The 19,918-nt window shown below is 67.0% G+C and carries 20 protein-coding genes; 7 read left to right on the top strand and 13 right to left on the bottom strand.

Going from position 1 to position 19,918, the window contains the following annotated elements; genetic code table 11:
- Positions 1-7 precede the first annotated feature (7 nt).
- From AC3A6P_RS25900 to AC3A6P_RS25855, 10 genes are read right to left on the bottom strand one after another with little or no spacing between them, the layout of a single operon-like run.
- Positions 8-796 carry an SDR family oxidoreductase gene (locus tag AC3A6P_RS25900; protein ID WP_487694874.1) on the bottom strand — a complete coding sequence of 263 codons (789 nt, stop codon included), beginning with the start codon at positions 794-796 and terminating at the stop codon, positions 8-10.
- A 17-nt stretch (positions 797-813) separates the two neighbouring features.
- Positions 814-1,704, bottom strand: coding sequence for a dihydrodipicolinate synthase family protein (locus tag AC3A6P_RS25895; protein ID WP_487694873.1), 891 nt, complete (start codon positions 1,702-1,704; stop codon positions 814-816).
- A 3-nt stretch (positions 1,705-1,707) separates the two neighbouring features.
- Entirely contained in the window at positions 1,708-2,922 is a 1,215-nt protein-coding gene (gene lhgO / locus AC3A6P_RS25890; protein WP_487694871.1) for an L-2-hydroxyglutarate oxidase, read from the bottom strand.
- Positions 2,922-4,079 carry a CaiB/BaiF CoA transferase family protein gene (locus AC3A6P_RS25885; RefSeq protein WP_487694870.1) on the bottom strand — a complete coding sequence of 386 codons (1,158 nt, stop codon included), beginning with the start codon at positions 4,077-4,079 and terminating at the stop codon, positions 2,922-2,924. The genes lhgO and AC3A6P_RS25885 overlap by 1 nt, the downstream gene beginning before the upstream one ends.
- Positions 4,079-5,641 (bottom strand): tripartite tricarboxylate transporter permease, encoded by a 1,563-nt coding sequence (locus AC3A6P_RS25880; protein ID WP_487694869.1) that lies wholly within the window; start codon positions 5,639-5,641, stop codon positions 4,079-4,081. The genes AC3A6P_RS25885 and AC3A6P_RS25880 overlap by 1 nt, the downstream gene beginning before the upstream one ends.
- Before the next feature lie 9 nt (positions 5,642-5,650).
- Positions 5,651-6,223: a tripartite tricarboxylate transporter TctB family protein gene (locus AC3A6P_RS25875; protein ID WP_487694868.1), complete on the bottom strand. Its 573-nt coding sequence runs from the start codon at positions 6,221-6,223 to the stop codon at positions 5,651-5,653.
- Complete coding sequence (locus AC3A6P_RS25870) at positions 6,220-7,200, bottom strand: Bug family tripartite tricarboxylate transporter substrate binding protein (RefSeq protein ID WP_487694867.1); 981 nt, start codon at positions 7,198-7,200, stop codon at positions 6,220-6,222. The genes AC3A6P_RS25875 and AC3A6P_RS25870 overlap by 4 nt, the downstream gene beginning before the upstream one ends.
- A 39-nt stretch (positions 7,201-7,239) precedes the next feature.
- On the bottom strand, positions 7,240-7,692 hold the full coding sequence (locus tag AC3A6P_RS25865) for a PaaI family thioesterase (RefSeq protein ID WP_487694866.1): 453 nt from the start codon (positions 7,690-7,692) through the stop codon (positions 7,240-7,242).
- Positions 7,689-8,471, bottom strand: coding sequence for an enoyl-CoA hydratase-related protein (locus AC3A6P_RS25860; RefSeq protein ID WP_487694864.1), 783 nt, complete (start codon positions 8,469-8,471; stop codon positions 7,689-7,691). Before AC3A6P_RS25860 ends, AC3A6P_RS25865 begins: the two co-directional genes overlap by 4 nt.
- Positions 8,468-9,688: a CaiB/BaiF CoA transferase family protein gene (locus tag AC3A6P_RS25855; RefSeq protein ID WP_487694862.1), complete on the bottom strand. Its 1,221-nt coding sequence runs from the start codon at positions 9,686-9,688 to the stop codon at positions 8,468-8,470. The genes AC3A6P_RS25860 and AC3A6P_RS25855 overlap by 4 nt, the downstream gene beginning before the upstream one ends.
- 170 nt (positions 9,689-9,858) lie before the next feature.
- Here AC3A6P_RS25855 and AC3A6P_RS25850 point away from each other — a divergent pair, with 170 nt between their 5' ends.
- Positions 9,859-10,701: an IclR family transcriptional regulator gene (locus tag AC3A6P_RS25850; RefSeq protein WP_487694860.1), complete on the top strand. Its 843-nt coding sequence runs from the start codon at positions 9,859-9,861 to the stop codon at positions 10,699-10,701.
- 92 nt (positions 10,702-10,793) lie between these two features.
- On the opposite strand, the gene AC3A6P_RS25845 is transcribed toward AC3A6P_RS25850, so the two are convergent.
- From AC3A6P_RS25845 to AC3A6P_RS25835, 3 genes are all read right to left on the bottom strand, one after another.
- Positions 10,794-12,935, bottom strand: a complete 2,142-nt coding sequence (locus AC3A6P_RS25845; RefSeq protein ID WP_487694858.1) for an HNH endonuclease signature motif containing protein — start codon at positions 12,933-12,935, stop codon at positions 10,794-10,796.
- 420 nt (positions 12,936-13,355) lie between these two features.
- Positions 13,356-13,748 (bottom strand): VOC family protein, encoded by a 393-nt coding sequence (locus AC3A6P_RS25840; protein WP_487694856.1) that lies wholly within the window; start codon positions 13,746-13,748, stop codon positions 13,356-13,358.
- Between the two features lie 10 nt (positions 13,749-13,758).
- On the bottom strand, positions 13,759-14,577 hold the full coding sequence (locus AC3A6P_RS25835; RefSeq protein ID WP_487694854.1) for a helix-turn-helix domain-containing protein: 819 nt from the start codon (positions 14,575-14,577) through the stop codon (positions 13,759-13,761).
- A 48-nt stretch (positions 14,578-14,625) separates the two neighbouring features.
- Here AC3A6P_RS25835 and AC3A6P_RS25830 point away from each other — a divergent pair, with 48 nt between their 5' ends.
- From AC3A6P_RS25830 to AC3A6P_RS25805, 6 genes are all read left to right on the top strand, one after another.
- Entirely contained in the window at positions 14,626-15,015 is a 390-nt protein-coding gene (locus AC3A6P_RS25830) for a PPOX class F420-dependent oxidoreductase (RefSeq protein ID WP_487694852.1), read from the top strand.
- A complete protein-coding gene (locus AC3A6P_RS25825) occupies positions 15,008-15,394 on the top strand; it encodes a PPOX class F420-dependent oxidoreductase (protein ID WP_487694850.1) in 387 nt (128 codons plus the stop codon). Before AC3A6P_RS25830 ends, AC3A6P_RS25825 begins: the two co-directional genes overlap by 8 nt.
- Before the next feature lie 37 nt (positions 15,395-15,431).
- On the top strand, positions 15,432-15,911 hold the full coding sequence (locus AC3A6P_RS25820) for an FxsA family protein (protein ID WP_487694848.1): 480 nt from the start codon (positions 15,432-15,434) through the stop codon (positions 15,909-15,911).
- Between the two features lie 73 nt (positions 15,912-15,984).
- Positions 15,985-17,526 (top strand): amidohydrolase, encoded by a 1,542-nt coding sequence (locus tag AC3A6P_RS25815; protein WP_487694986.1) that lies wholly within the window; start codon positions 15,985-15,987, stop codon positions 17,524-17,526.
- Complete coding sequence (gene lnt / locus AC3A6P_RS25810; RefSeq protein ID WP_487694846.1) at positions 17,519-19,159, top strand: apolipoprotein N-acyltransferase; 1,641 nt, start codon at positions 17,519-17,521, stop codon at positions 19,157-19,159. The genes AC3A6P_RS25815 and lnt overlap by 8 nt, the downstream gene beginning before the upstream one ends.
- Positions 19,156-19,917, top strand: coding sequence for a polyprenol monophosphomannose synthase (locus tag AC3A6P_RS25805; RefSeq protein WP_487694844.1), 762 nt, complete (start codon positions 19,156-19,158; stop codon positions 19,915-19,917). Before lnt ends, AC3A6P_RS25805 begins: the two co-directional genes overlap by 4 nt.
- Position 19,918 lies beyond the last annotated feature (1 nt).

Here is a 19,918-nt window from a genome sequence, read left to right as displayed (position 1 = left end):
TGTGTGTTCAGACGATGCTGCGGATCAGTCCGCCGTCGACGCGGACGACGGACCCGGTGATGTAGGAGGCACGGTCGCTGCACAGGAAGGCAGCGACATCGGCGTACTCGTCGGGACGGCCGTACCGGCCCAACGCCATGGTGGCCGCGCTGTCGCGGGCCACCTCCTCGATGCTGCGGTTCTCCCGGCCGGCCCGCTTCTCGTCGAGGAAGCGGGTGCGGTCGGTGGCGATACGGCCGGGCACGATCACATTGCTGGTGATGCCGTCCTTTCCGACCTCCTCGGCCAGTGTCTTCGACCACGCGTGCAGGCTCGCGCGCAGGGTGTTGGACAGGCCCAGGTTGGGGATGGGGGTCAGGGCCCCCGACGACGTCGACGTCAGGACGCGGCCCCAATGACGTTCGCGCATACCGGGAATCACCCGGTCGGTGAGCGCGATGACGGACAGGATCATCTGTTCGAAACTGGTCCGCCATGTCGCGGTGTCCTGGCCGGCCACCGGGGTAGGGGGCGGGCCGCCGGTGTTGTTCACCAGGATGTCGACGCCACCGAGTTCTTGTTCCACCGTGGACACCACGGCGTCCACCCGGTCGAGGTCGCCGAGATCCCACACCACGGGTAGGGCCTTGCCGCCTCCTGCTTCGACGCGAGAGACGGTGGCGGCCAATCCCTCACTGGACCGGCCGGCCACCGCCACCTGGGCGCCTTCCTGAGCCAGCCGCTCCGCGATGGCGGAGCCGAGGCCGCCGCTGGCGCCGAGCACCAGGGCGGTCCGTCCGGTGATACCGAGATCCATGTTTGGCTGTTCTCTCTCTATCGGGCTGCGTAGGTGGGCAGGGTGGCCAGGTGCTGGTCGAGCATCGGCACCAGCGACGCCGGTAATGTGCGGGCGGGTTTACGGACCCGGCTCGAGGCGATGACACCGCGGCGGCGCAGCACCTCCTTACGGATCGCCAAGCCCACCTTGAGTTGGCCTTCGAAATTGGCCAGTGGCAGCCATGGCGCGAAAACCTCACGGGCGGCGACGAATCCACCGTCGCGGTAGGCGCGCAGCACTGCCGCCAGTACCGCCGGATGGCTGAAGCCCGTCATCGCACCCGCCGAGCCTGCCGCCAGTTCGTCGAGCAGACCCACCCCGCCCAGGCCGCCGAACACCGGCACGCCGACGCGCGGGGCGAGGTGGGCGATGGCGACCGACGTCGGCGGCGTCTCGGCTTTCACGCCCACCGCGAATGGGCAGGCCTGGACCAGCGCCACCACCTGCTCGTCGGACACCGACACCCCGGACACCACCGGATAGTCCTGGATCAGGATGCCCACCCCCGTCGCGTCATACAGGCGCCGCAACGATTCGGCGGCCACCGCAGGGTTGGCGTCGGGAATCTGCGCCATCAGGGCCACCGGCGGCCGCGAAGTCACCGCCAGCAGTCGTTGCGCCTGCCGCACAACGCCGTCGGGGTCACGTTCGGACAACCCCAGCACGAACGGCAGATCCGAGTCTCCTGCCACCGTGCGTGCCACCGCGTCGGCTTCCTCGTCGCTCAACGACGCCGCCTCACCGAACACCCCGAGCGCCACCACACCGTCGCAGCCGTCGGCCGCGAACGATCTCAGTTCACTCCGGAACGACTCCAGGTCAACGGCGAGCCCGTCGTCGAACGGGGTGGCCAGCACGCCCCACAGACCGGGAAACAAAGCGCTCACGTCTCAGATCTCCGATGCGTCGATGGTGGAGACAACGTGCTCGGCGATGGCCAGCGCTGAGGTGGCCGCCGGGGACGGGGCATTGCGCAGCACGACGATCCGGTCCCGGATGCTGATCCGGAAATCGTCGACCAGGCCGCCGTCGGCGTCGAGCGCCTGGGCGCGGATACCGGCGGGACCGGGCACCACGTCGTCGTCCTCGATGTCCGGGACGTACGCGCGGGCCGCCGCGACGAACCGCTTCTTGCTCAGCGATCCGTACATCTCACGGATTCCGGTGCGCCAGTGCACTTTAGCGAAACGCCAGAACGCCGGCGTGCGGGCCACTCCGGCGAGGTCCTTGGGCGAAACGGTACGCCAGTTGTAGCCCTCCCGGGCCAGCGCCAGCACCGCATTGGGCCCGATGTGCACCTGCCCGTCGACCCGTGGCGTGACGTGCACACCGAGGAACGGATACCGCGGATCGGGCACCGGATACACCAGGCCGTTGACCAGGTGCCGCTTCTCGGGTTTGAGCGCCCAGTACTCGCCGCGGAACGGCATGATCACCGGATCGGGTCCGTCGCCGGCCAATTCGGCCAGCCGGTCACTTTGCAGACCGCCGCACGCCACCACCTGGTCGAACGCGTTCTCCGAGGTGCCACCGTCGGTGCGGGCGGTCACCACCACCTCCGAACCGGCGGGGCGCAGCCCGATGACTTCATGCCCGAGCAGGATCTTGGCGCCCGCTGCCGAGGCGTCCACCGCCAGCGCCTGGGTCACCTGGGCGTAGTCGACGATCGAGGTGGACGGCGAATGCAGAGCGGCCACACCGCGGACGTGGGGCTCGATCTCACGGAGTTCGTCGGGCCCGATGGTGCGGATCCCCGGAACGCCGTTGGCGATCGCCCGCTCCTCGATGTCGGCAAGCCGGCCGCGTTCCACCTCGTTGAGCGCCACCAGCACCTTGCCGCAGGCGATGTTGGGGATGTCGCGCTCGGCGCAGAACTCCTCGAGCAGCCCGACACCGCGACGGCACAGCAGTGCCTTGGCCGAACCCGGTACGTAATAGAGCCCGGCGTGCACGACGCCGCTGTTGCGTCCGGTCTGGTGTGCGGCGAGGCGGTCCTCCTTCTCGAAGACGGTCACTTCGGCGTCGGGATGACGGTTGAGGATCTCGCGGGCGATCGCGATCCCGACAATTCCGCCACCGACGACGGCCACCCGATTACTGGTCATCAAAACCCCTGTGCATGAGCGTATTCAGAAAAGACCTCGTCCTGGTGTGCACCCAGACCCGGAGGTGCCTCGCGGCGCGGCTCGCGATGTTCCGACAGGTTCAGCGGGGAACCGGGCACGTCCAGATCGCCCAGCGTCGGATGCGGCAACGTCAACACCATCGAATCACGGACGTGCTGCCAGTCATACACCTCGGGGATGGTGCGGATGCGGCCCGCCGGCACACCCGCGGCGTCGAGGGCGGCGAGCACCTCGTCGGCGGAGCGGTCGGCCAGCAGGTCGTCGATTTCCTTCTGCAGCGCCTCGGCCCGGGCCACCCGGTCGATGTTGGTGGCGATATCGGCGCGGTCGGGGTCCAGGCCCACGATCGGGGCGAACCGCTTCCACAGCGACTCCGAGCCGACGGCGATGACGATATCTGCGTCGCCACAACCGAACACACCGTACGGCGCGATCGACGGATGCCGGTTGCCGGTCATCACCGGCTCGACACCGGCGGCCAGCCAGCCGACGCCGTGGAAAACGTGCACACCCACGACGGCGGCCAACAGCGAGGTGTCGATGTGCTGGCCACGACCGGTGTTCTCGCGGTCGCGCAGCGCGGTCACCACACCGAAAGCACCGAACATGCCGGCCAGGATGTCGGCGATCGGCAGGCCCACCCGGTTCGGCGGGCTGCCCGGTTGACCGGTCAGCGTCATCAGACCGCCTTCGGCCTGCACGATCTGGTCGAAGCCGGGCCGTTTGCCGTCTTTGCCACCGCTACCGAAGCCGGTGATCGACAGGGTGATCAGCCGCGGATTGAGCTCGCGCAGCTGCTCGAGTCCCAAACCGAGCCGGTCCAGTACCCCCGGCCGGTAGTTCTCCACCAGAACGTCGGCCTGGCTGACCAGCCAGCGCAGCTTGTCGGCGCCGTCGTCGGACTTCAGGTCCAACACCACCGACCGCTTGTTGCGGTTGGCGCTCATGAAGTACGCCGACTCGCGGTGGCCGTCGCGCTCGACATAGGGCAGCCAGCCGCGGCTGTCGTCACCGCCGGGTGGTTCCACCTTCACCACGTCGGCGCCGGCATCGGCGAGCATCATGGTGGCGTACGGTCCGGCGAGCGCCCGGCTGAGGTCGACCACGCGAACGTCGGCCAGCGGTCTTCTGCTCATCAGACGGACTCCTTCTCTTTCTCGGCTGCGGCTTGGGCCCGCTTCTTGTACGAGATCATCTGCAGCGCACTGTTTGTCGCGTTTCTCAGCGGTGTCTTGATGACCGGGATCAGGAACAGGAACACGATGAAGCACAGGATGCCCACCGAGGTGCCGCGCTCCACGAACACACCCAGGCTGCCACCGGAGATCACCATGGTCTGGCGCAGCGTCTCTTCGGCCAGCGGGCCGAGAACCAGCGCGATCACCAGGGCTGCGGGAGACAATCCGTAGATCCGCATGAAGAACCCGAGAACACCGCACACCAGCATGATCTGGACGTCGAGCAGGCTCTTGTTGACCGCGAAGGTGCCCAGCACACACAGCAGCAGGACAATCGGGCCCAGCACCCGGAACGGCACGCGGGCGATGCTCGCGAAACCGGGGATGCAGAACACGTTGACCAGCAGCAGCATGATGTTACCCAGGAACATGCTGGCGATCAGGCCCCAGGCGAACTCCGGGTTCTGCGTCATCAGCAGCGGACCGGGCTGCAGGCCCCACATCAGGAAGCCGCCGAGCAGCACCGCGGTGGCACCGCCGCCGGGGATGCCGAGTGTCAGCAGCGGCACCATGGCGCCCGAGGAGGCCGCGTTGTTGGCGGCTTCCGGGCCCACCAGACCGGGCATGGCACCCTTGCCGAACTTCTCCGGTGTCTTGGATACCGACTTCTCGACGTTGTAGGCCATCAGCGAGGCGATGGTGGCGCCGGCGCCGGGTGTGACGCCCACCCCGAATCCGAGGAACGAACCGCGCAGGGCCGGGCCGGTGGACTCCTTGAAATCCTTCTTGTTGGGCCAGAATCCGCGACTGCGTGCGGAGACTCCGAAGAAGTCCAGCTTCTCCAGGTGCCCGCCACGCCACAGCGTGTGCAGCACTTCACCGACGGCGAACAGGCCGATGGCCACCGGGATGAAGTCGATGCCGTTGATCAGGTTGACCGACCCGAAGGTGTAGCGCTGCTCTCCGCCACCGATGTCGATGCCGACGGTGCCGATCGCGAAACCGATGAGCGCCGACAGTGCCCCGAGGAGTTTGTTGCCCTTGAGGATCACGATGACGGTCAGCAGGCCGGCCATCACGATGAGGAAGTACTCCGGCGGCCCGAAGGTCTTGGCGAACTCCGCGGTGATCGGTGCGGCGAACGACAGCAGGACCGCGCCGATGGTGCCCGCGACGAACGAGGCGATGGCCGCCATCACCAGAGCGGGCCCGGCCCGCCCCTGCTTGGCCAGCGGATACCCGTCGAATGTGCTTGCCACGGTCGCGGATTCACCCGGAGTGTTGATCAGCACGGAGGTGATGGTGCCGCCGTACATCGAGCCGTAGTAGACCGCGGCCAGCATCACGATGGCTCCGGTGGGATCCAGTCCGAAGGTGACCGGCAACAGGATCGCCAGGCCGGCCGACGGTCCCACACCGGGGATCACGCCGACCACCATGCCGATGAGCACACCGCCGGCGAGCAGAAGCAGGTTCTGCAGCGTCAGGATCGCGTAGATCCCATCCAACAATTGACCCATGAAAGTTCCTTAGCCGATCGGCAGAATGCCCTGTGGCAGACCGACATTGAGTCCGGTCTGGAAGGCGAGGTAGAGAAGGACGGGGACGGCCACCGCGATGATCACCGAGCGGATGCGATGTTCGGGATCCAGGAACCACAGCGTCGCCGCGAGGAACAGGATGCCGGCCAGCGCGGCGCCCAGCACGCCGAACAGGCCGACGAACACCGCGGCGGCGACGACGAACGCGGCCAGCGTGACCGGGTGGCGGCCCAGATCAGGTTCGGCGGCTTCCTCGGCCGCCTCCACCGCGTCGACCTCTTTCTTCTCCTTCGGTTTGGCCAGGACTTCGGTGATCAGCGCCAGGACGGTCACCGCGATGGCGACACCGCCGAGGATGCGGGGGAAGAAGCCGGGGCCGATCCGACCGGCCGCCGTGCGCCACTCCATGCCCATGGCCTGTTCGGTGTAGAACGCGAACGCCAGGAGGATGATGCCGAGGAAAGCCAGCTTCGGCCAGTTCACCTCCCGCTTCGGCTTCGCGGCGGCCACGCTCATTGCCGGCACCGGGCCGGAGGTGGCCGCATGAGATGTTGTGGTCACAGCGCCCCCTGCTCCTTGAGCGTCTCTTCGAATTCGTTGGTGGTCTCTTCGAGGTACTTGGTGAAGTCGTCGCCCCACTTGAGGTCCTCGGTGAGGTAGTTGTCGGCCAGGAAGGTCTGCCATTCCTCTGACTTGACCACTTCCTGCATGGTCTTGATCCACCAGTCCGTGGCGTAGTCGGGCACTTCGGGCGGCAGGATCAGCCCGCGCGGCATGGACGGCAGATCGGTGATGCCCTTCTCCTCACCGGTCGGCACGTCCGGCAGCGCTTCGAGGCGCTCGTTGCCGGTGAACAGCACTGGCTGCATGTCACCGGATTCGACCTGACCCAAAATGGATCCGGGGTTGGAGATCATCGCGTCGAGCGCACCGGAGAGCAGCGAGGTCTGGACCTGGCCCTCTTCGTTGTAGGGCACGTACTCGATCTCGTAGCCGGCGTGCTCGGCAATCAGCGACTGCAGGATGAAATCGACGTTGACGGTGCCGATTCCGCCGACCACCACGGTTCCCTTGTTCTTGGCGTAGTCGACCCAGTCTTCATAGGTCTCGATGTTGTTGCTGCCGTTGACCAGAAGCAGTGCGTCGTCGGTGGCCAGCAGACCCACGTGGGTGAAGCTCTCGTAGGTCCAGCCCGGGTCGGCCTGCAGGGGAGTGGTGAGGAACGAGCCCGACGTGGTCGAGACGTTGTAGGGGTTGCCCTTCTGCGACAGCAGGTAGCCCCAGCCAGTGGCGCCGCTGCCGCCTTCGCGGTTCTCGACGGCGATGTCGTTGGGGTAGAGGCCGCCTTCCTGGATGATCTTCACCAGTTGGCGGGCCATCAGGTCGTTGCCGCCGCCGGGACCGAAGGCGACGGTCCAGTCGAGCGTCTCCGACGGGTAGTCCTCGGCGGAGCCGGTGTTGGTGGACCCGCCGCTACAGGCCGGTACCACGAGCGCCACAGCGGATACCGCCGCAGCCAGAGCGATTCTCAGTCGCATGATGTCTCCTCGTTGAGTCACGTTGATGGGGTTTGGTTTTCAGCTTTTTGCGTCGTGGCGGAACCACGAACCGGTGGCCAGTGCGGCCAGGCGTCCGGAGTCGTCGTAGAGCCGCGATTCGAGTTGGACGATCCGTCGGCCGCCGTGCAGGATGCGGCCGGTGCACACGCTGTCGGTGCGCACGGGTCGCATGAAGCGCACCGACATGTCGATGGTCGAGCCTGCCGAGAGGTACTTCTGGCACGCGTGGCCCATCGAGATATCGAGCACGGTGGTCAGCACTCCGCCGTGGATGCCGCCGCCGGCGTTGCACAGATGGTGGGCGAACGGCAGCCGGACGGTGCACGACTTGTCCTCGTCGAGGTAGTCGATCGACAACCCGAGGAACTGGATGAGGAAGTACCGGCCGAACGCCGATTCGGAGGTCTCGGCGGCGAATTGCGCGGCCTCGACCGGATCGGTGAGCCGGCGTCCTGGATCGATGGTGGTCATGACCAGGTGAACCTCGGCGGCCGCTTTTCCAGGAACGATCGCACACCCTCGGCGTAATCCTCGGTGTCGAAGGACGAGTTGCGAATGTCGATCGTCACCTCGTCGTCGTCGACCTGCCCGCCCAGCACCAGGTTCACGATCCGCTTCGAGGACCGGACGCTGAACTGCGCGCGGGTGGTGACCAGACGCGCGAACTCGTAGGTGTGCTTCTCCAACTCCTCGCTGGGGATCAGTTCGTCGATCAACCCCAGCCGAAGGGCGTCCTCGGCCATGACGTGCTGCCCGGAGAACAGGATCCACTTGGCCCGCGACGGGCCCACTGTGTCGATCAGTCGCTTGGTTGATTCCAGGCTGTAGACCAGCCCGAGCTTGGCCGGGGTGATGCCGAACCGGGACCGCTCGTCGGCGAAACGGATGTCGCAGGCCAGTGCCAGGCCGCAGCCGCCGCCGATGCAGTAGCCGTGCACCATGGCGATCAACGGCTTGGAAAAGCGTTCCAGCGCATGCTCGGTGGACGCGACGTCCTCGTTGTAGGCCTTGGCCGACGCGCTGTTTCCCCGGACCTGCTCGAACTCGCTGATGTCGGCGCCCGAGGCGAAGCTCTTGGAGCCGGCGCCGCGGAGGACGACCACCTTCACCGAGGGGTCGGAGTCCAGTTCATCGAACACCTCGGGGAGGCGCCGGTACATTCCCTGGGAGATGGCGTTGTGACTGTCGGGTTTGTTGAGGATGACGGTCGCGATGGCTTCATCGCGATCCACCAGAATGTGGTCGCTCATTTGTGTCCTTCCTGGAGCTCGGCGTGTGCGTCGAACAAGATGCCTTCGGTGAAGAGTCGGTCGATTTCGTCGGCGTCCACACCGAGTTCGGTGAGGACGGAGGCGGTGTGCTGGCCGAGCCAGGGCGCCGGTGAGCGGACGTCGAATTCGAGATCGGAGAACCGCGTCGGCGGGGCGATGGTCTTCATCGGACCGATGATCGGGTGGTCCACCTCGGCCACCATGCCGCGGGCCAGCACATGCGGATCCTCCAGTGTCTCTTGGTAAGTGAGCACCGGGCCGCCGGGAACGCCGGCGACATCGAGGCGGTCCACCCAGTCGTTGGTGGGCAGCGTGGTGGTGATGGCCTCGATCTCGACTTCGAGGTCGTCGATATGGGCCATGCGTGCATCCAAGTCGATGAAGCGGGGATCGTCTGCCCAATCGGGTCGTTTGAGGACGTCGTTGATCAGCCGCTGCCACAGCCGTTCGGTGTTGGCCCCGATGGTGACGTAACCGTCGGCGGTCCGGTACGCCTGGTACGGCGTCGACCGGCGATGCCGGGTTCCGGTCTGAGCCGGCTGCTCGCCGCTGCCGAAATACGCCCCGGACTCCCACACCGTCCAGGCCAGGCCCGCATCCACCAGGCCGATGTCGATGTACTGGCCCTTGCCGGTCTGCCTGCGGTTCAACTCCGCGGCCAGGATCGAGTAGATGGCAGTGGCGCCGGCGGCGATGTCGTTGATCGCGATGCCGACCTTGGTGGGCTTGCCATCGGGCTGGCCGGTCATCCGCAGGAACCCGCCGATGCCCTGCGCCATGATGTCGAAGCCCGGGCGGTCGCGGTAGGGCCCGGTTTGACCGAAGCCGCTGATCGAGCAGTACAGGATGTCGTCACGGATCGCGCGCGCACTGTCGTAGTCGATGCCGAGGCGTTTGGTGACGCCGGGCCGGAAGTTCTCGATGATCAAGTCCGCGCTGGCCGCCAACTCGAGGAACAGTTCCTTGCCCCGGGGTGACTTCAGGTCCAGCGCCACCGAGCGCTTGCTGCGGTTGGGCATCGCGAACGGGTAGCTCTCGCCGTTGACCTTCGGCGCCATCCGCCGCGAGTCGTCGCCGGTGCCCGGTTGCTCGATCTTGATGACGTCGGCGCCGAGTTCGGCCAGCACCATCGTGCAGTAGGGGCCCGAGAGGAATCTCGTCAGATCGAGAACTCGGAAGCCGGTGAGGGGTCGCATGTGGTCCTTCCCGTTGGGTGTTCTTCGTTGTGCATTTCCCGCTTTGTGGGATACGCTTCACGCAATACGGAAAGGCTATGCAGTGAGCGCCATCACGTCAATACCGACATGCAATGTGGGTCACGTGTCGTGGTCGGCCCCCTGTTCGGTCTCTGAACGAAAGGGAGAAGATGGGCGACGTGGACGGGGCGGAAAAGGAAAAGGACTCGCCGCGGCGAAACGGCGTGCAGTCGATCGACCGGGCCGTGGCGATTCTGCGGTGCTTCGATGGGCGAAAGCCCGAACTCGGGATCAGTGAGTTGTCGCGGTCGACGGGGCTGTCGACGAGCACGGTGCACCGGCTCCTGACGGCGATGCAGGCCAATCACCTTGTCCGGCAGACCGGAACCAAGCGCTACGGGTTGGGTCCGTTGCTGCTGCAGCTGGCGAATTCCGGCGCGATGCCGCGTAGCCTCCGCGAGGCCGCTCTACCGTTCATGACCGATCTGCGCGACGAATTCGACGAGACCATCGGTTTGCACGAGTTGCTTGCCTCCGGGCAGCGCATCGTGGCCGCGCAGGTCGAGAGCCATCAGGAGTTGCGGCGTACCTACACCGATATCGGCGTACCCATTCGATTGGTGTACGGCGGTCCCGGCAAGGCCATTCTGTGTGCGATTCCCGAAGATGAGTGGCCGCGCCACCTCGACGGTGCCATCGATGCGGTGACCACCAAGACCACTGTTGATCCCGCCGAGATACAGCGTGAACTCCGCGCCGGCCGGATGCGCGGCTACATCCAGTCCCGCGGGCAACGCACTGTCGGCATAAGTGCGGTGGCCGCACCGATTTTCGATCACACGCAGCGGGTGGTCGGCGCTCTGGGTGCCTCGGTGCCCGAGGCTCGCATGACCTCCGATCGTGAAGATCACCTGGGCGCCAGGGTGCGTCAGGTCGCCTGGGATCTGTCGACGGCCTTGGGTGCCACCGCCGACGGCGTGCACGCGTTGGTGCCTGACATCAGACTCGGCTGACCACAAGCCTTCGGCGCCAAATGCACGCGAAACCCACGATCGCTCATGGGGTTACGTTCCCGGCCGCAGGTGCTCGCGGTGTGGTGAGGTCTTTACCATGGTGATCTGCGTGTGGGTTTGCCCAGCGCACGTTGTAGCGCGTTGTGTTCGCGTTCGGCGTTGATGTGTTGTTGGCGGTCTTGGTCGCGGGTGCGTTTGCGGGTGGGCATGGTGATGCCCGGGTGCGCTGTGCGGCGTCTTGTGGGTGTCGGGGGTGGCAGGGTGGCGGTGGTGGAATTCCAGTCGGGGAACAGCAGTCTGCTCGTCGGTTGCGTGATGTAGGTGTGACCGGTGGGTGCGGTCCAGCGGACGTCGCCGTTCGGCAATTGCTCGTCACACCAGCCTTCACCGAAGGTCTTGGCGAGGTGATGTTCTCGACACAACACCTTGCCGTTGGAGGGATGGGTGGGTCCGCCGTCGCCGTGCGGGACGGTGTGGTCGATGTCGGCGTATTCGGCTTTGCGGGTGCAGCCCGGGAACCGACATCGCATGTCCCGGCATTGGATGAACTCGCGGGCTTTGCCGGTGAACTTGTAGCCGCGGGCGGGTGCCGCGGGCGGGATCGGGAGTGCGGTGACGGTGGCGCCGTCGCGGAGCATGGCGGCGAGTTGGTCGAGTGGGATGAGGGTGCCACCGAGGGTGACTGCAGGGCGCGGCCGTCGTGGTGGAGTGTGCGCGGCCGGTGTCTGCGGCAGATCCTGGGTCGAGACCTGCTCGGAGGCAGCGTCGTTCACCCGGTCGGCCGCAGCGTCGGGGGTGGCTGCGGTGGTTCCGCCGCCGGTGTCGGGGGTGGTGGGTCCGGGTGGGGGTGGCGGGGCACTGCCGGCGCCCCCCGGCGACTCGCCCTCGTCCCCGTCCTGGCTGCCGGTGCCTTCGTTGTGGACGTCGGCGGTACCGGTGTCGCCGGCGCGGTGATCTCCGTTGTCGCTCTCGTCCACGGTGACGGTCTCGGTTTCGCCGACGGCGTCGTCGGCCTCGTCTGTCTCGTTGATGCGGTGAGCGTCCTCGTCGATGTCGTCGCCGGCGCTGTCTGTCTTGTCAGGCGCCTCTAGCGGGGGTGGGGTGGTAGGCGCCCAGAGTGGCTCCTCCCCGTCGTCGTCACCGGGTGAGGTGGTGAACCAATGTGACCAGTCGGGTTCACCGCCGACCGTCGGTTCGGCCTCGGCCTCGGCCTCGGCCTCAGTCTCCGACTCGGGTTCGGGTTCGGTTGTGGGGGTGTTGTTTTCCCACGGTGGTGGCGTGGGTGGGGTGGGGATGCGGGTGGCTTCGGCGGCGGCGGCCTCGCGGGCCAGCACCTCGTAGTCGATGGCCGGCGCCACCACGTTCGGGTCCCCGGACGAAGATTGGCGCATGGCGTCGATCTGGGCCAGCACATGTTCGAGGGCGCCTTGTTCGGCCAGCACATGAATCACCGCCGTGGGCACCGCCGACGGCAGCGTCGCGGCCACACAGTCGCCGGCACCGCACTGGCACACCAACCGATCCCGCCGGGCGTAGACCGCCCCTTGCGCGGCCGCCCGCAGCTCACCCTTGCTGCGGGGATCGTTGCTGCAGACGGTGGCGGCCAGCGCATCCAGCACCCGCATCCCCAACTCCGCATCAGCCGCGGAGATCCGCCCATATAGCGACGCGGTGCCGGTAGCGTCATCGCGTTTACCGAACCCGACATCACAGCCTTGGGCGGCCTCACGGTAGCGCCGCACCGCATCGGGATCGTGTTCTTCGATGATCGCATCCACGACCAGCACCAGGTCATCGTCAGAGAGCAGCGTGTAGCCGCCCGCGTGGGCGGCGAGCTCGGCATCGACGGTGGCCTGCACCGACGGCAGCAGCAGCTCGGTGCGGTAGATCAGGGTTTCGGCCACCCGGGTGTTGATCACCCCGGCCGCCAACAACGCCGCGACCTTCGGGGACCGGGCCAGTCCTTCGGCCAGCCGCATCTGGGTGGAGGCCCGCCGTGCGCTCAGCCGCATCACCGGGCCCACCTGATCCCGCACCGCGTTCCATTCGTCGTAGGCCCAGGTTTTCTCCTCGGCGGCGGCGTGGTCTTTGTGGTGGGCCAGCAGGCGGGCGATCATCGTCCACTTGTGCGCGACCATGGTGGCCTCAGCCCGGTGGAAAGCGCCGATGGCATCAACCATCGCCGCGGGAGACAAATCCCCGCAAGTGGTCGGATCGATCAGCTCTTCGAACATACATTCGACACTACCCACGCCCACCGACAAGACATGCGCCACAAGGCAATCCACCAGCGCCAACGCCTACTTATCCACAGTCAGCACTTCATCCACAGCCCCGACGCGCGGGTCTTGACGCAAGGCAACGACCGTGTTCCCCCGCTTCAACAAGCATGTCCGGCGGGGGCGGGTCGCCTGCTGGGCACCACATCAAGGTCGTCAGCCTCGGTGAGGGTTGGCCGCACTGGCTTTGATCCGCTCGCGAAGGAAATGAACCTTTGCTCCAACAGCTGTGACAGCCTGATCTGGGAGGCCGGGGTCATCACCGGCACCCCCGACCGCACGACACAAGGTACCCATCATGGAGGGCCGGCGACGAGGCCCAGCTCAGAAAGCTCCTTCTCGCGAGACGCCCGGTCAATTCGCGGACGGCGCTCGTCAATCACCCGAACTCGGCCGGTAGGTCCCGAAGCTCCACACATTGCCGTGCGGATCGCGAGCGGCGAACTCGCGAGACCCGTAGTCCTGGTCGGTGGGCGGCATGATGATCTCAGCGCCGGCATCAGAAGCCTTGGCGTGCAAAGCATCTGGATCGTCGACCACCACGTAGACCACCACCGGTCCCGGCAGTGCGAACGGACTGTCGGTGCGTTCGGCGTCGTCGACCATCACCAGCCCGGTTCCCACCGCCACCTCGGCGTGGATCAACGGCTGATCTTCTTCGGGCGGCACCACCAGCGTGGGGGTAGCGCCGAATGCCTTCTCCAGCCATTGGATGGCCGCGCGCGGGTTGCGGTAAGGAACGATCGGAACAGCACCATTGAGTTTCATGTCCCAGACGCTAGGACGGCACGCCCGCGTCGTCTTGGACAAAATTGACCAGCGACGCCCGCAGCTCGGTCGGTGTCTGGCCCGTCAGTTCGCGCACCTCACGCGACAAGTGGGCCTGGTCGAAGAAACCGCAGTCAGCGGCCAATTGAGCCCAGCCGATGTGGCCAGGGTGGGTGAGCCGGGCGGTCAGCGATTCGAAGCGGACGATCCGTGCCACAGTCTTGGGCGGCAGACCCACCGCGTCGCGATAGCGTGCGATCAGACGCCGGTGGCTCCACCCCAATTCGGCTGCCAGCCCGCCGATCGAAGCATTGCCCGCAGTGCTGGCGATCCGCTGCAGCGACCACGTTAGGCCGGCGTCGACCTCGGCCACCTCAGCGAACCGTGCCCGCAGCATCTGATCCACCACGGCGAAACGGCTGGGCCAGTCCGGCGCCGACCCGATCCGATCGACCAGCTGCTGCCCACCACGCCCCATCACGTCGTCGAGGGCGATGGTGCGGTTCGCCAGTTCGTGCATCGGCATCCCGAGCAACTGGCGTGCGCCGATGGCGGTCAGGTTGATCTGGAGGCAGCTGGCGCTCCCGTCATGTCGGACCCACACCGGCTCCTCGGTGATCCCGCCGATGAACGAACCCAGTCGACTCGCGGACCTACCAGAGTGAGTGACGGTCCAGCCCTCATCGAGGTCGACGATGATCGGCACGAAGCTGCACGGCAATTCGCGGAACACCACCGGATGGCGCGCTTTCTCCGTGTAACCCTCGTACCGCAGCACCACCGACCGCAGCGAGTGGTGCGGTGAACCGGTGGCGAAGGTGACGCCCACCTGTCCAGCGTAGATCGCTTGTCACCTGATCCCATTACATTGATGCCCATGGCAGTCACCTTCAGCGAAGTCGCGACATCCGAGTACATCTTGCTGACCACGTTCACCAAGGACGGTCGGCCCAAGCCCACCGCCATCTGGGCCGCCCCGTCGGATGGCGGCCTGCTGGTGATCACGCAGGCGAAGTCCTGGAAGGTCAAGCGAATCCGCAACACCCCGCGGGTCACCATCGCCAAGTGCGACCGTAGCGGTAATCCGAAAGGTGAGCCCGTGGAGGCCATCGCCACCATCCTCGACCCGTCGCGCACCGCTGAGGTTTACGACGCCCTTGGAAAGAGGTATGGACTGCTCGGCAAGACGTTCAACTTCGTCTCGAAGCTGCGCGGGGGGATGAAGAACAACGTGGGACTCGAACTGAGAGCAGTGGACAGTGCCTGACACCTTCAGCGATGTCGCCAACGCGAAGTACCTGCTGTTGACCACCTTCACCAAAGACGGCCGGCCCAAGCCCACCGCAGTCTGGGGTGTCCCCGAGGGTGACAAGCTCGTCATCATCACCGATGACGGTTCCTGGAAGACCAAGCGGATCAAGAACACTCCGCGTGTCACCATCCAGAGAAGCAGTGCGCTGGGCAAACCGAAAGGCGAGCCCGTCGAGGCCGTTGCCCGCAATCTGCCGCAAACCGAGACGCGGCGGGTGTTCGACAAGGTGACCAAGCGCTACTGGTATCACGCCTGGTGGTGGATTCCGCAGGCCTTGGTGCGCGGTGGCATCAACAAGGTGCACAGCGCCATCGAGGTCGAACCCGCGCCGTGACCGGAACCCTCGCGGGGTCTCGCTCGTTGGTCGGTACATGGTGATGCGGTTCTTTCTGCTTTACGTCATCGTCGAGATGGCGGTCATCGTCGGGCTGACGGCGACCATCGGCTTCGGCTGGACCCTGCTGGCGCTGATCGGCACGTTCTTGCTGGGTATCGCTCTGGCCGGTTCGCAGCTGCGCCGCCAACTCGCCAAGTTGCAGCAGGGCATGAAAGACCCGCAGGGCACCATCACCGACAGTGCCCTGGTGGCGCTCGGTTCGGTGTTGGTCTTCATCCCCGGCATGGTCACGACGGTGGTGGGTCTGCTGATGCTCGCTCCGCCCACTCGCGCCGCGATGCGGCCGCTGGCCGGTCTGGTGGCCGCCCGCGGCATCGCCCGCCAGGTCACCTTCGTCAACCTCGGCGGCGCTCCGGGCCGCACCAGAGGTCGCGGTCAGTACATCGACGGCGAGGTCATCGATGTGCACGACGACGTCCCGGTCGACCGACCCCTGGAGCGCAAACCGGAGTAGGTAGCGTGTCTGCGTGACGCAGCTGCTGCTCAACGGGCGGATCCACAGTCCGACGCACCCTGACGCGACCGCGATGGCGGTACGTGGCGAGACCATCGCCTGGCTGGGAAGCGACGACGTGGCGCGTACCCAGTTTCCCGACGCCGACATCGTCGACCTGGGCGGCGCCTTCGTCGCCCCCGCTTTTGTCGACAGTCACGTGCACGTCACGTCGACCGGACTGCTGCTGAGCGCATTGGATCTGCGCGCCGCGACTTCCCGTGAACACTGCCTCAGACTGCTGGCCGACCATGCCGCCGCAGCACCCGAGGGCATCATCTGGGGACACGGCTGGGACGACTCCACCTGGCCGCAGCCGGGTGCTCCCAGCACCGCGGAGATCGACGCCGCCGTCGGCGCCCGGCCCGCCTACCTGTCGCGTATCGATGTGCACTCCGCGCTGGCCTCCACTGCGCTGCGCAACCGTGCGGCCGGGTTGCGCAGCGCCGACGGTTTCGACGAGACCGGCCCGCTCAGTGCCGATGCGCACCACCTGGTGCGAGCCGAGGCCCGGGCCCAGCTCAACGACCGGCAACGACAGCAGGCCCGCAGCGCCGCACTGGACGCGTTCGCCGCATCCGGGATCGTCGCCGTCCACGAATGCGCCGGCCCCCAGATCGGCGGCCTCGACGACTGGCAGCAGCTGCGCGCCACCGACCACGGCGTCGACATCGTCGGGTACTGGGGCGAGGCTGTCGACTCCGCGGCACGCGCCCGCGAGCTCCAGGAGACCACCGGTGCGCGGGGCCTGGCGGGCGACCTGTTCGTCGACGGCGCGCTCGGCTCCCGGACCGCCGCCCTGTCCCAGCCGTACGCCGACGCCGCGCACTGCGGACGCACCTATCTGGACGCCGACGCCATCGAGGCCCACGTGCGGGCGTGCACGGAAGCCGGTGTGACCGCCGGTTTTCACGTGATCGGCGACGCGGCCGTCACCTCCGTGGTCGACGCACTCGAACGCGTGGTGGGCGACCTCGGAGTGCCCGCCGTCGCGCGCTGCGGACATCGGCTGGAACACCTGGAGATGGTCAGCAGGGAACAGACGGCCAAGCTCGGAGCCTGGGGCGTGATCGCCAGCGTGCAACCCAATTTCGACGCGCTGTGGGGTGGCACGGACGGTATGTACGCCCGACGACTCGGTGCTGAACGCGCGAAAAAGCTCAACCCGTTCGCGCTGTTAGCATCGGCGGGCGTGCCACTCGCCTTCGGTTCGGACAGCCCGGTCACCGGAATGGATCCGTGGGCGACCGTCCGCGCCGCCACCACCCATCAGAGCGAGGGGTCCGCCGTCTCGGCCCGCGCCGCGTTCTCGGCCGCCACCCGCGGCGGCTGGCGTGCCGGCGGTGTCCGCGACGGCGTGACCGGCACCCTGGCCGCGGGCGCACCTGCCTCGTACGCCGTGTGGGCCGCCGATGACCTGGAAGTGGCGGCGCCGGCCGATTCGGTGCAACGGTGGTCCACCGACCCCCGCTCCCGCGTGCCCGCGCTGCCCTCGCTGGCACCTGGTCGCCCCACTCCCCGTTGTGTGCAGACCGTGCACCGTGGCCGCGTCATCTACGGCCAGGGCAATGACTAGAGCGCTGGACTGGCTGAAACTGCGCGCGCTGCGCCTGGCTGCGGCCATCGCGGCGGGTCTGCTGCTCTGCGCCAGTTTCCCGCCGCTCGGCTGGTGGTGGGCGGCGACCCTGGGCGCCGCGCTGTTGATCGTCGTGCTGCGTGACGAGGCCACCACGGCCGCAGGCGGTTTCGGTTACGGATTCGTGGCGGGCTCAGCGTTCTATCTGCCGTTGCTGCCATGGATCAGCGGTCTGGTCGGGGCGGCGCCCTGGGTGGCCCTGTCGTTGGTCTGTGCGTTGTTCCCGGGATTGTTCGGGTTGTTGGCTGTCGCGGTGCGGCGACTGCCGGGCTGGCCGTTGTGGCTGGCGGCGGTGTGGATGGTGCAGGAGTGGGCCAAGAACTCAGTGCCGTTCGGCGGGTTCCCTTGGGGTGTGCTGGGTTTCAGCCAGACCAACGGGCCGCTGTTACCGTTGACGCGGCTCGGCGGTGTGCCACTGGTGTCCTTTGCGGTGGTGCTCATCGCGGCCTCAGCGGTGGCCATCGGGGTCGAGGTCATCGCCTGGTGGCGCCGGTCCTCCGCGGAGGCGGACCGGCCGCCCGCGGTGGTACTACCGGGCCTGTGCATCGCCGCGGTGCTGCTGGCCACTGCCGTCGTACATCCTGGGGTCCGGCAATCCGGCACCGGCTCCGACAGCGAGCCGGTGGTGACGGTCGCCGCGATCCAGGGCAATGTGCCGCGCCTGGGCCTGGACTTCAACGCCCAGCGGCGCGCGGTTCTCGACAATCACGTCAAGGAGACGCTGCGGCTGGCCGAGGACGTGCGCGCCGGGCGGCGGCCGCAGCCGCAGTTCGTGGTGTGGCCGGAGAACTCCTCCGATATCGATCCGCTGGCCAACGCCGATGCCGGCGAGCAGATCACGATGGCTGCCGAGGCCATCGGCGCGCCCATCTTGGTGGGCGGGGTGGTGGCGCACCCCGGCAGCACGCGGGACAACCCCGCAGCACTCAACACCGTCATCGTGTGGGATCCGGTGGACGGCCCGGGGGAGCGGCACGACAAGAAGATCATCCAGCCCTTCGGTGAGTACCTGCCGTGGCGGGGTTTCTTCGCCAAGCTGTCGTCCTACGCCTCTCGGGCCGGTTACTTCGTGCCCGGCGACGGCAATGGTGTGGTGCATGCGGCCGGCGTGCCCATCGGCATCACCACATGCTGGGAGGTGATCTTCGACAGGGCCGCCCGGGAGTCCGTTCTCAACGGTGCGCAGGTTCTTGCCGTGCCCACCAACAACGCGACCTTCGACCAGGCGATGAGTGAACAGCAGCTCGCCTTCTCCCGGGCCCGGGCCGTCGAACACGATCGCTACGTGGTGGTCGCCGGAACCACGGGAATCAGCGCGGTGATCGCTCCCGACGGCCGCGAACTCGCGCGCACCGAGTGGTTCCAGCCCGCGGTGCTGGACATGCCGGTGCGGCTGAAAACCGTGATCACGCCGGCCACCCAATGGGGACCTGTTGTGCTGTTGGTGCTGGTCGCGCTGGGGGTGGGTGCTGTGGTGGCAGGAGCATGGCTGCGGGTGCGGCACAATGGAGGGTTATTGCGTCCGACTGCAATGTCGGCCCCGTCCGATGTGGCCACCCCAGGAGCTTCATGACCATCCCCGGCGAACAGCCCAGCCAGCGCACCTTGGTGATCGTCCCCACCTACAACGAGTTGGAGAACCTCCCACTCATCGTCGGGCGCATCCACTCTGCCCAGCCGGACGTCCATGTGTTGGTCGTCGACGACGGCAGCCCGGACGGTACGGGCCAACTGGCCGACGAACTGGCCCTGGCCGACCCCGACCGGGTGCACGTCATGCACCGCACGGTCAAAGACGGACTCGGTGCGGCCTACCTGGCCGGGTTCGCGTGGGGGCTGAACCGTCAGTACTCGGTCCTGGTGGAGATGGACGCCGACGGCAGCCATGCGCCCGAGCAGTTGCATCGCCTGCTCGACGCCGTGGATGCGGGCGCGGATCTGGCGATCGGATCGCGGTACGTGCCCGGCGGCACGGTGCGCAACTGGCCGACCAGGCGGCTGGTGCTGTCCAAGACCGCCAACACCTATTCGCGGGTGCTGCTCGGCGTCGGTATCCACGACATCACCGCGGGCTATCGCGCTTACCGCCGCGAGGTGTTGGAGAAGATCGACCTGGCCGCGGTGGATTCAAAGGGCTACTGCTTCCAGATCGACCTCACCTGGCGCGCCATCAACAGCGGCTTCCGGGTGGTGGAAGTGCCCATCACCTTCACCGAGCGCGAACTCGGGGTATCGAAGATGAGTGGGTCGAACATCCGCGAAGCGCTGGTCAAGGTGGCCCAGTGGGGTCTGGGTGGACGCCTCGACCGCGCTCGCGGCGTGGTTCGCTAGC

The organism is Mycobacterium sp. Soil_C_30 (assembly GCF_057656995.1).
Note: the sequence above shows the minus strand (reverse complement) of the source record. Positions and strands in the feature narration are given on the sequence as shown.

Excerpts from the sequence above, each read along its gene's own strand:
- AC3A6P_RS25855 (WP_487694862.1), bottom strand. The coding sequence starts at position 9,688 with ATGCGACCCCTCACCGGCTTCCGAGTTCTCGATCTGACGAGATTCCTC.
- AC3A6P_RS25885 (WP_487694870.1), bottom strand. The coding sequence starts at position 4,079 with ATGAGCAGAAGACCGCTGGCCGACGTTCGCGTGGTCGACCTCAGCCGG.
- lhgO (WP_487694871.1), bottom strand. The coding sequence starts at position 2,922 with ATGACCAGTAATCGGGTGGCCGTCGTCGGTGGCGGAATTGTCGGGATC.
- AC3A6P_RS25805 (WP_487694844.1), top strand. The coding sequence starts at position 19,156 with ATGACCATCCCCGGCGAACAGCCCAGCCAGCGCACCTTGGTGATCGTC.
- AC3A6P_RS25860 (WP_487694864.1), bottom strand. The coding sequence starts at position 8,471 with ATGAGCGACCACATTCTGGTGGATCGCGATGAAGCCATCGCGACCGTC.
- AC3A6P_RS25850 (WP_487694860.1), top strand. The coding sequence starts at position 9,859 with ATGGGCGACGTGGACGGGGCGGAAAAGGAAAAGGACTCGCCGCGGCGA.
- AC3A6P_RS25845 (WP_487694858.1), bottom strand. The coding sequence starts at position 12,935 with ATGTTCGAAGAGCTGATCGATCCGACCACTTGCGGGGATTTGTCTCCC.
- AC3A6P_RS25865 (WP_487694866.1), bottom strand. The coding sequence starts at position 7,692 with ATGACCACCATCGATCCAGGACGCCGGCTCACCGATCCGGTCGAGGCC.
- lnt (WP_487694846.1), top strand. The coding sequence starts at position 17,519 with ATGACTAGAGCGCTGGACTGGCTGAAACTGCGCGCGCTGCGCCTGGCT.
- AC3A6P_RS25815 (WP_487694986.1), top strand. The coding sequence starts at position 15,985 with ATGGCGGTACGTGGCGAGACCATCGCCTGGCTGGGAAGCGACGACGTG.
- AC3A6P_RS25870 (WP_487694867.1), bottom strand. The coding sequence starts at position 7,200 with ATGCGACTGAGAATCGCTCTGGCTGCGGCGGTATCCGCTGTGGCGCTC.
- AC3A6P_RS25820 (WP_487694848.1), top strand. The coding sequence starts at position 15,432 with ATGGTGATGCGGTTCTTTCTGCTTTACGTCATCGTCGAGATGGCGGTC.
- AC3A6P_RS25880 (WP_487694869.1), bottom strand. The coding sequence starts at position 5,641 with ATGGGTCAATTGTTGGATGGGATCTACGCGATCCTGACGCTGCAGAAC.
- AC3A6P_RS25840 (WP_487694856.1), bottom strand. The coding sequence starts at position 13,748 with ATGAAACTCAATGGTGCTGTTCCGATCGTTCCTTACCGCAACCCGCGC.
- AC3A6P_RS25830 (WP_487694852.1), top strand. The coding sequence starts at position 14,626 with ATGGCAGTCACCTTCAGCGAAGTCGCGACATCCGAGTACATCTTGCTG.
- AC3A6P_RS25900 (WP_487694874.1), bottom strand. The coding sequence starts at position 796 with ATGGATCTCGGTATCACCGGACGGACCGCCCTGGTGCTCGGCGCCAGC.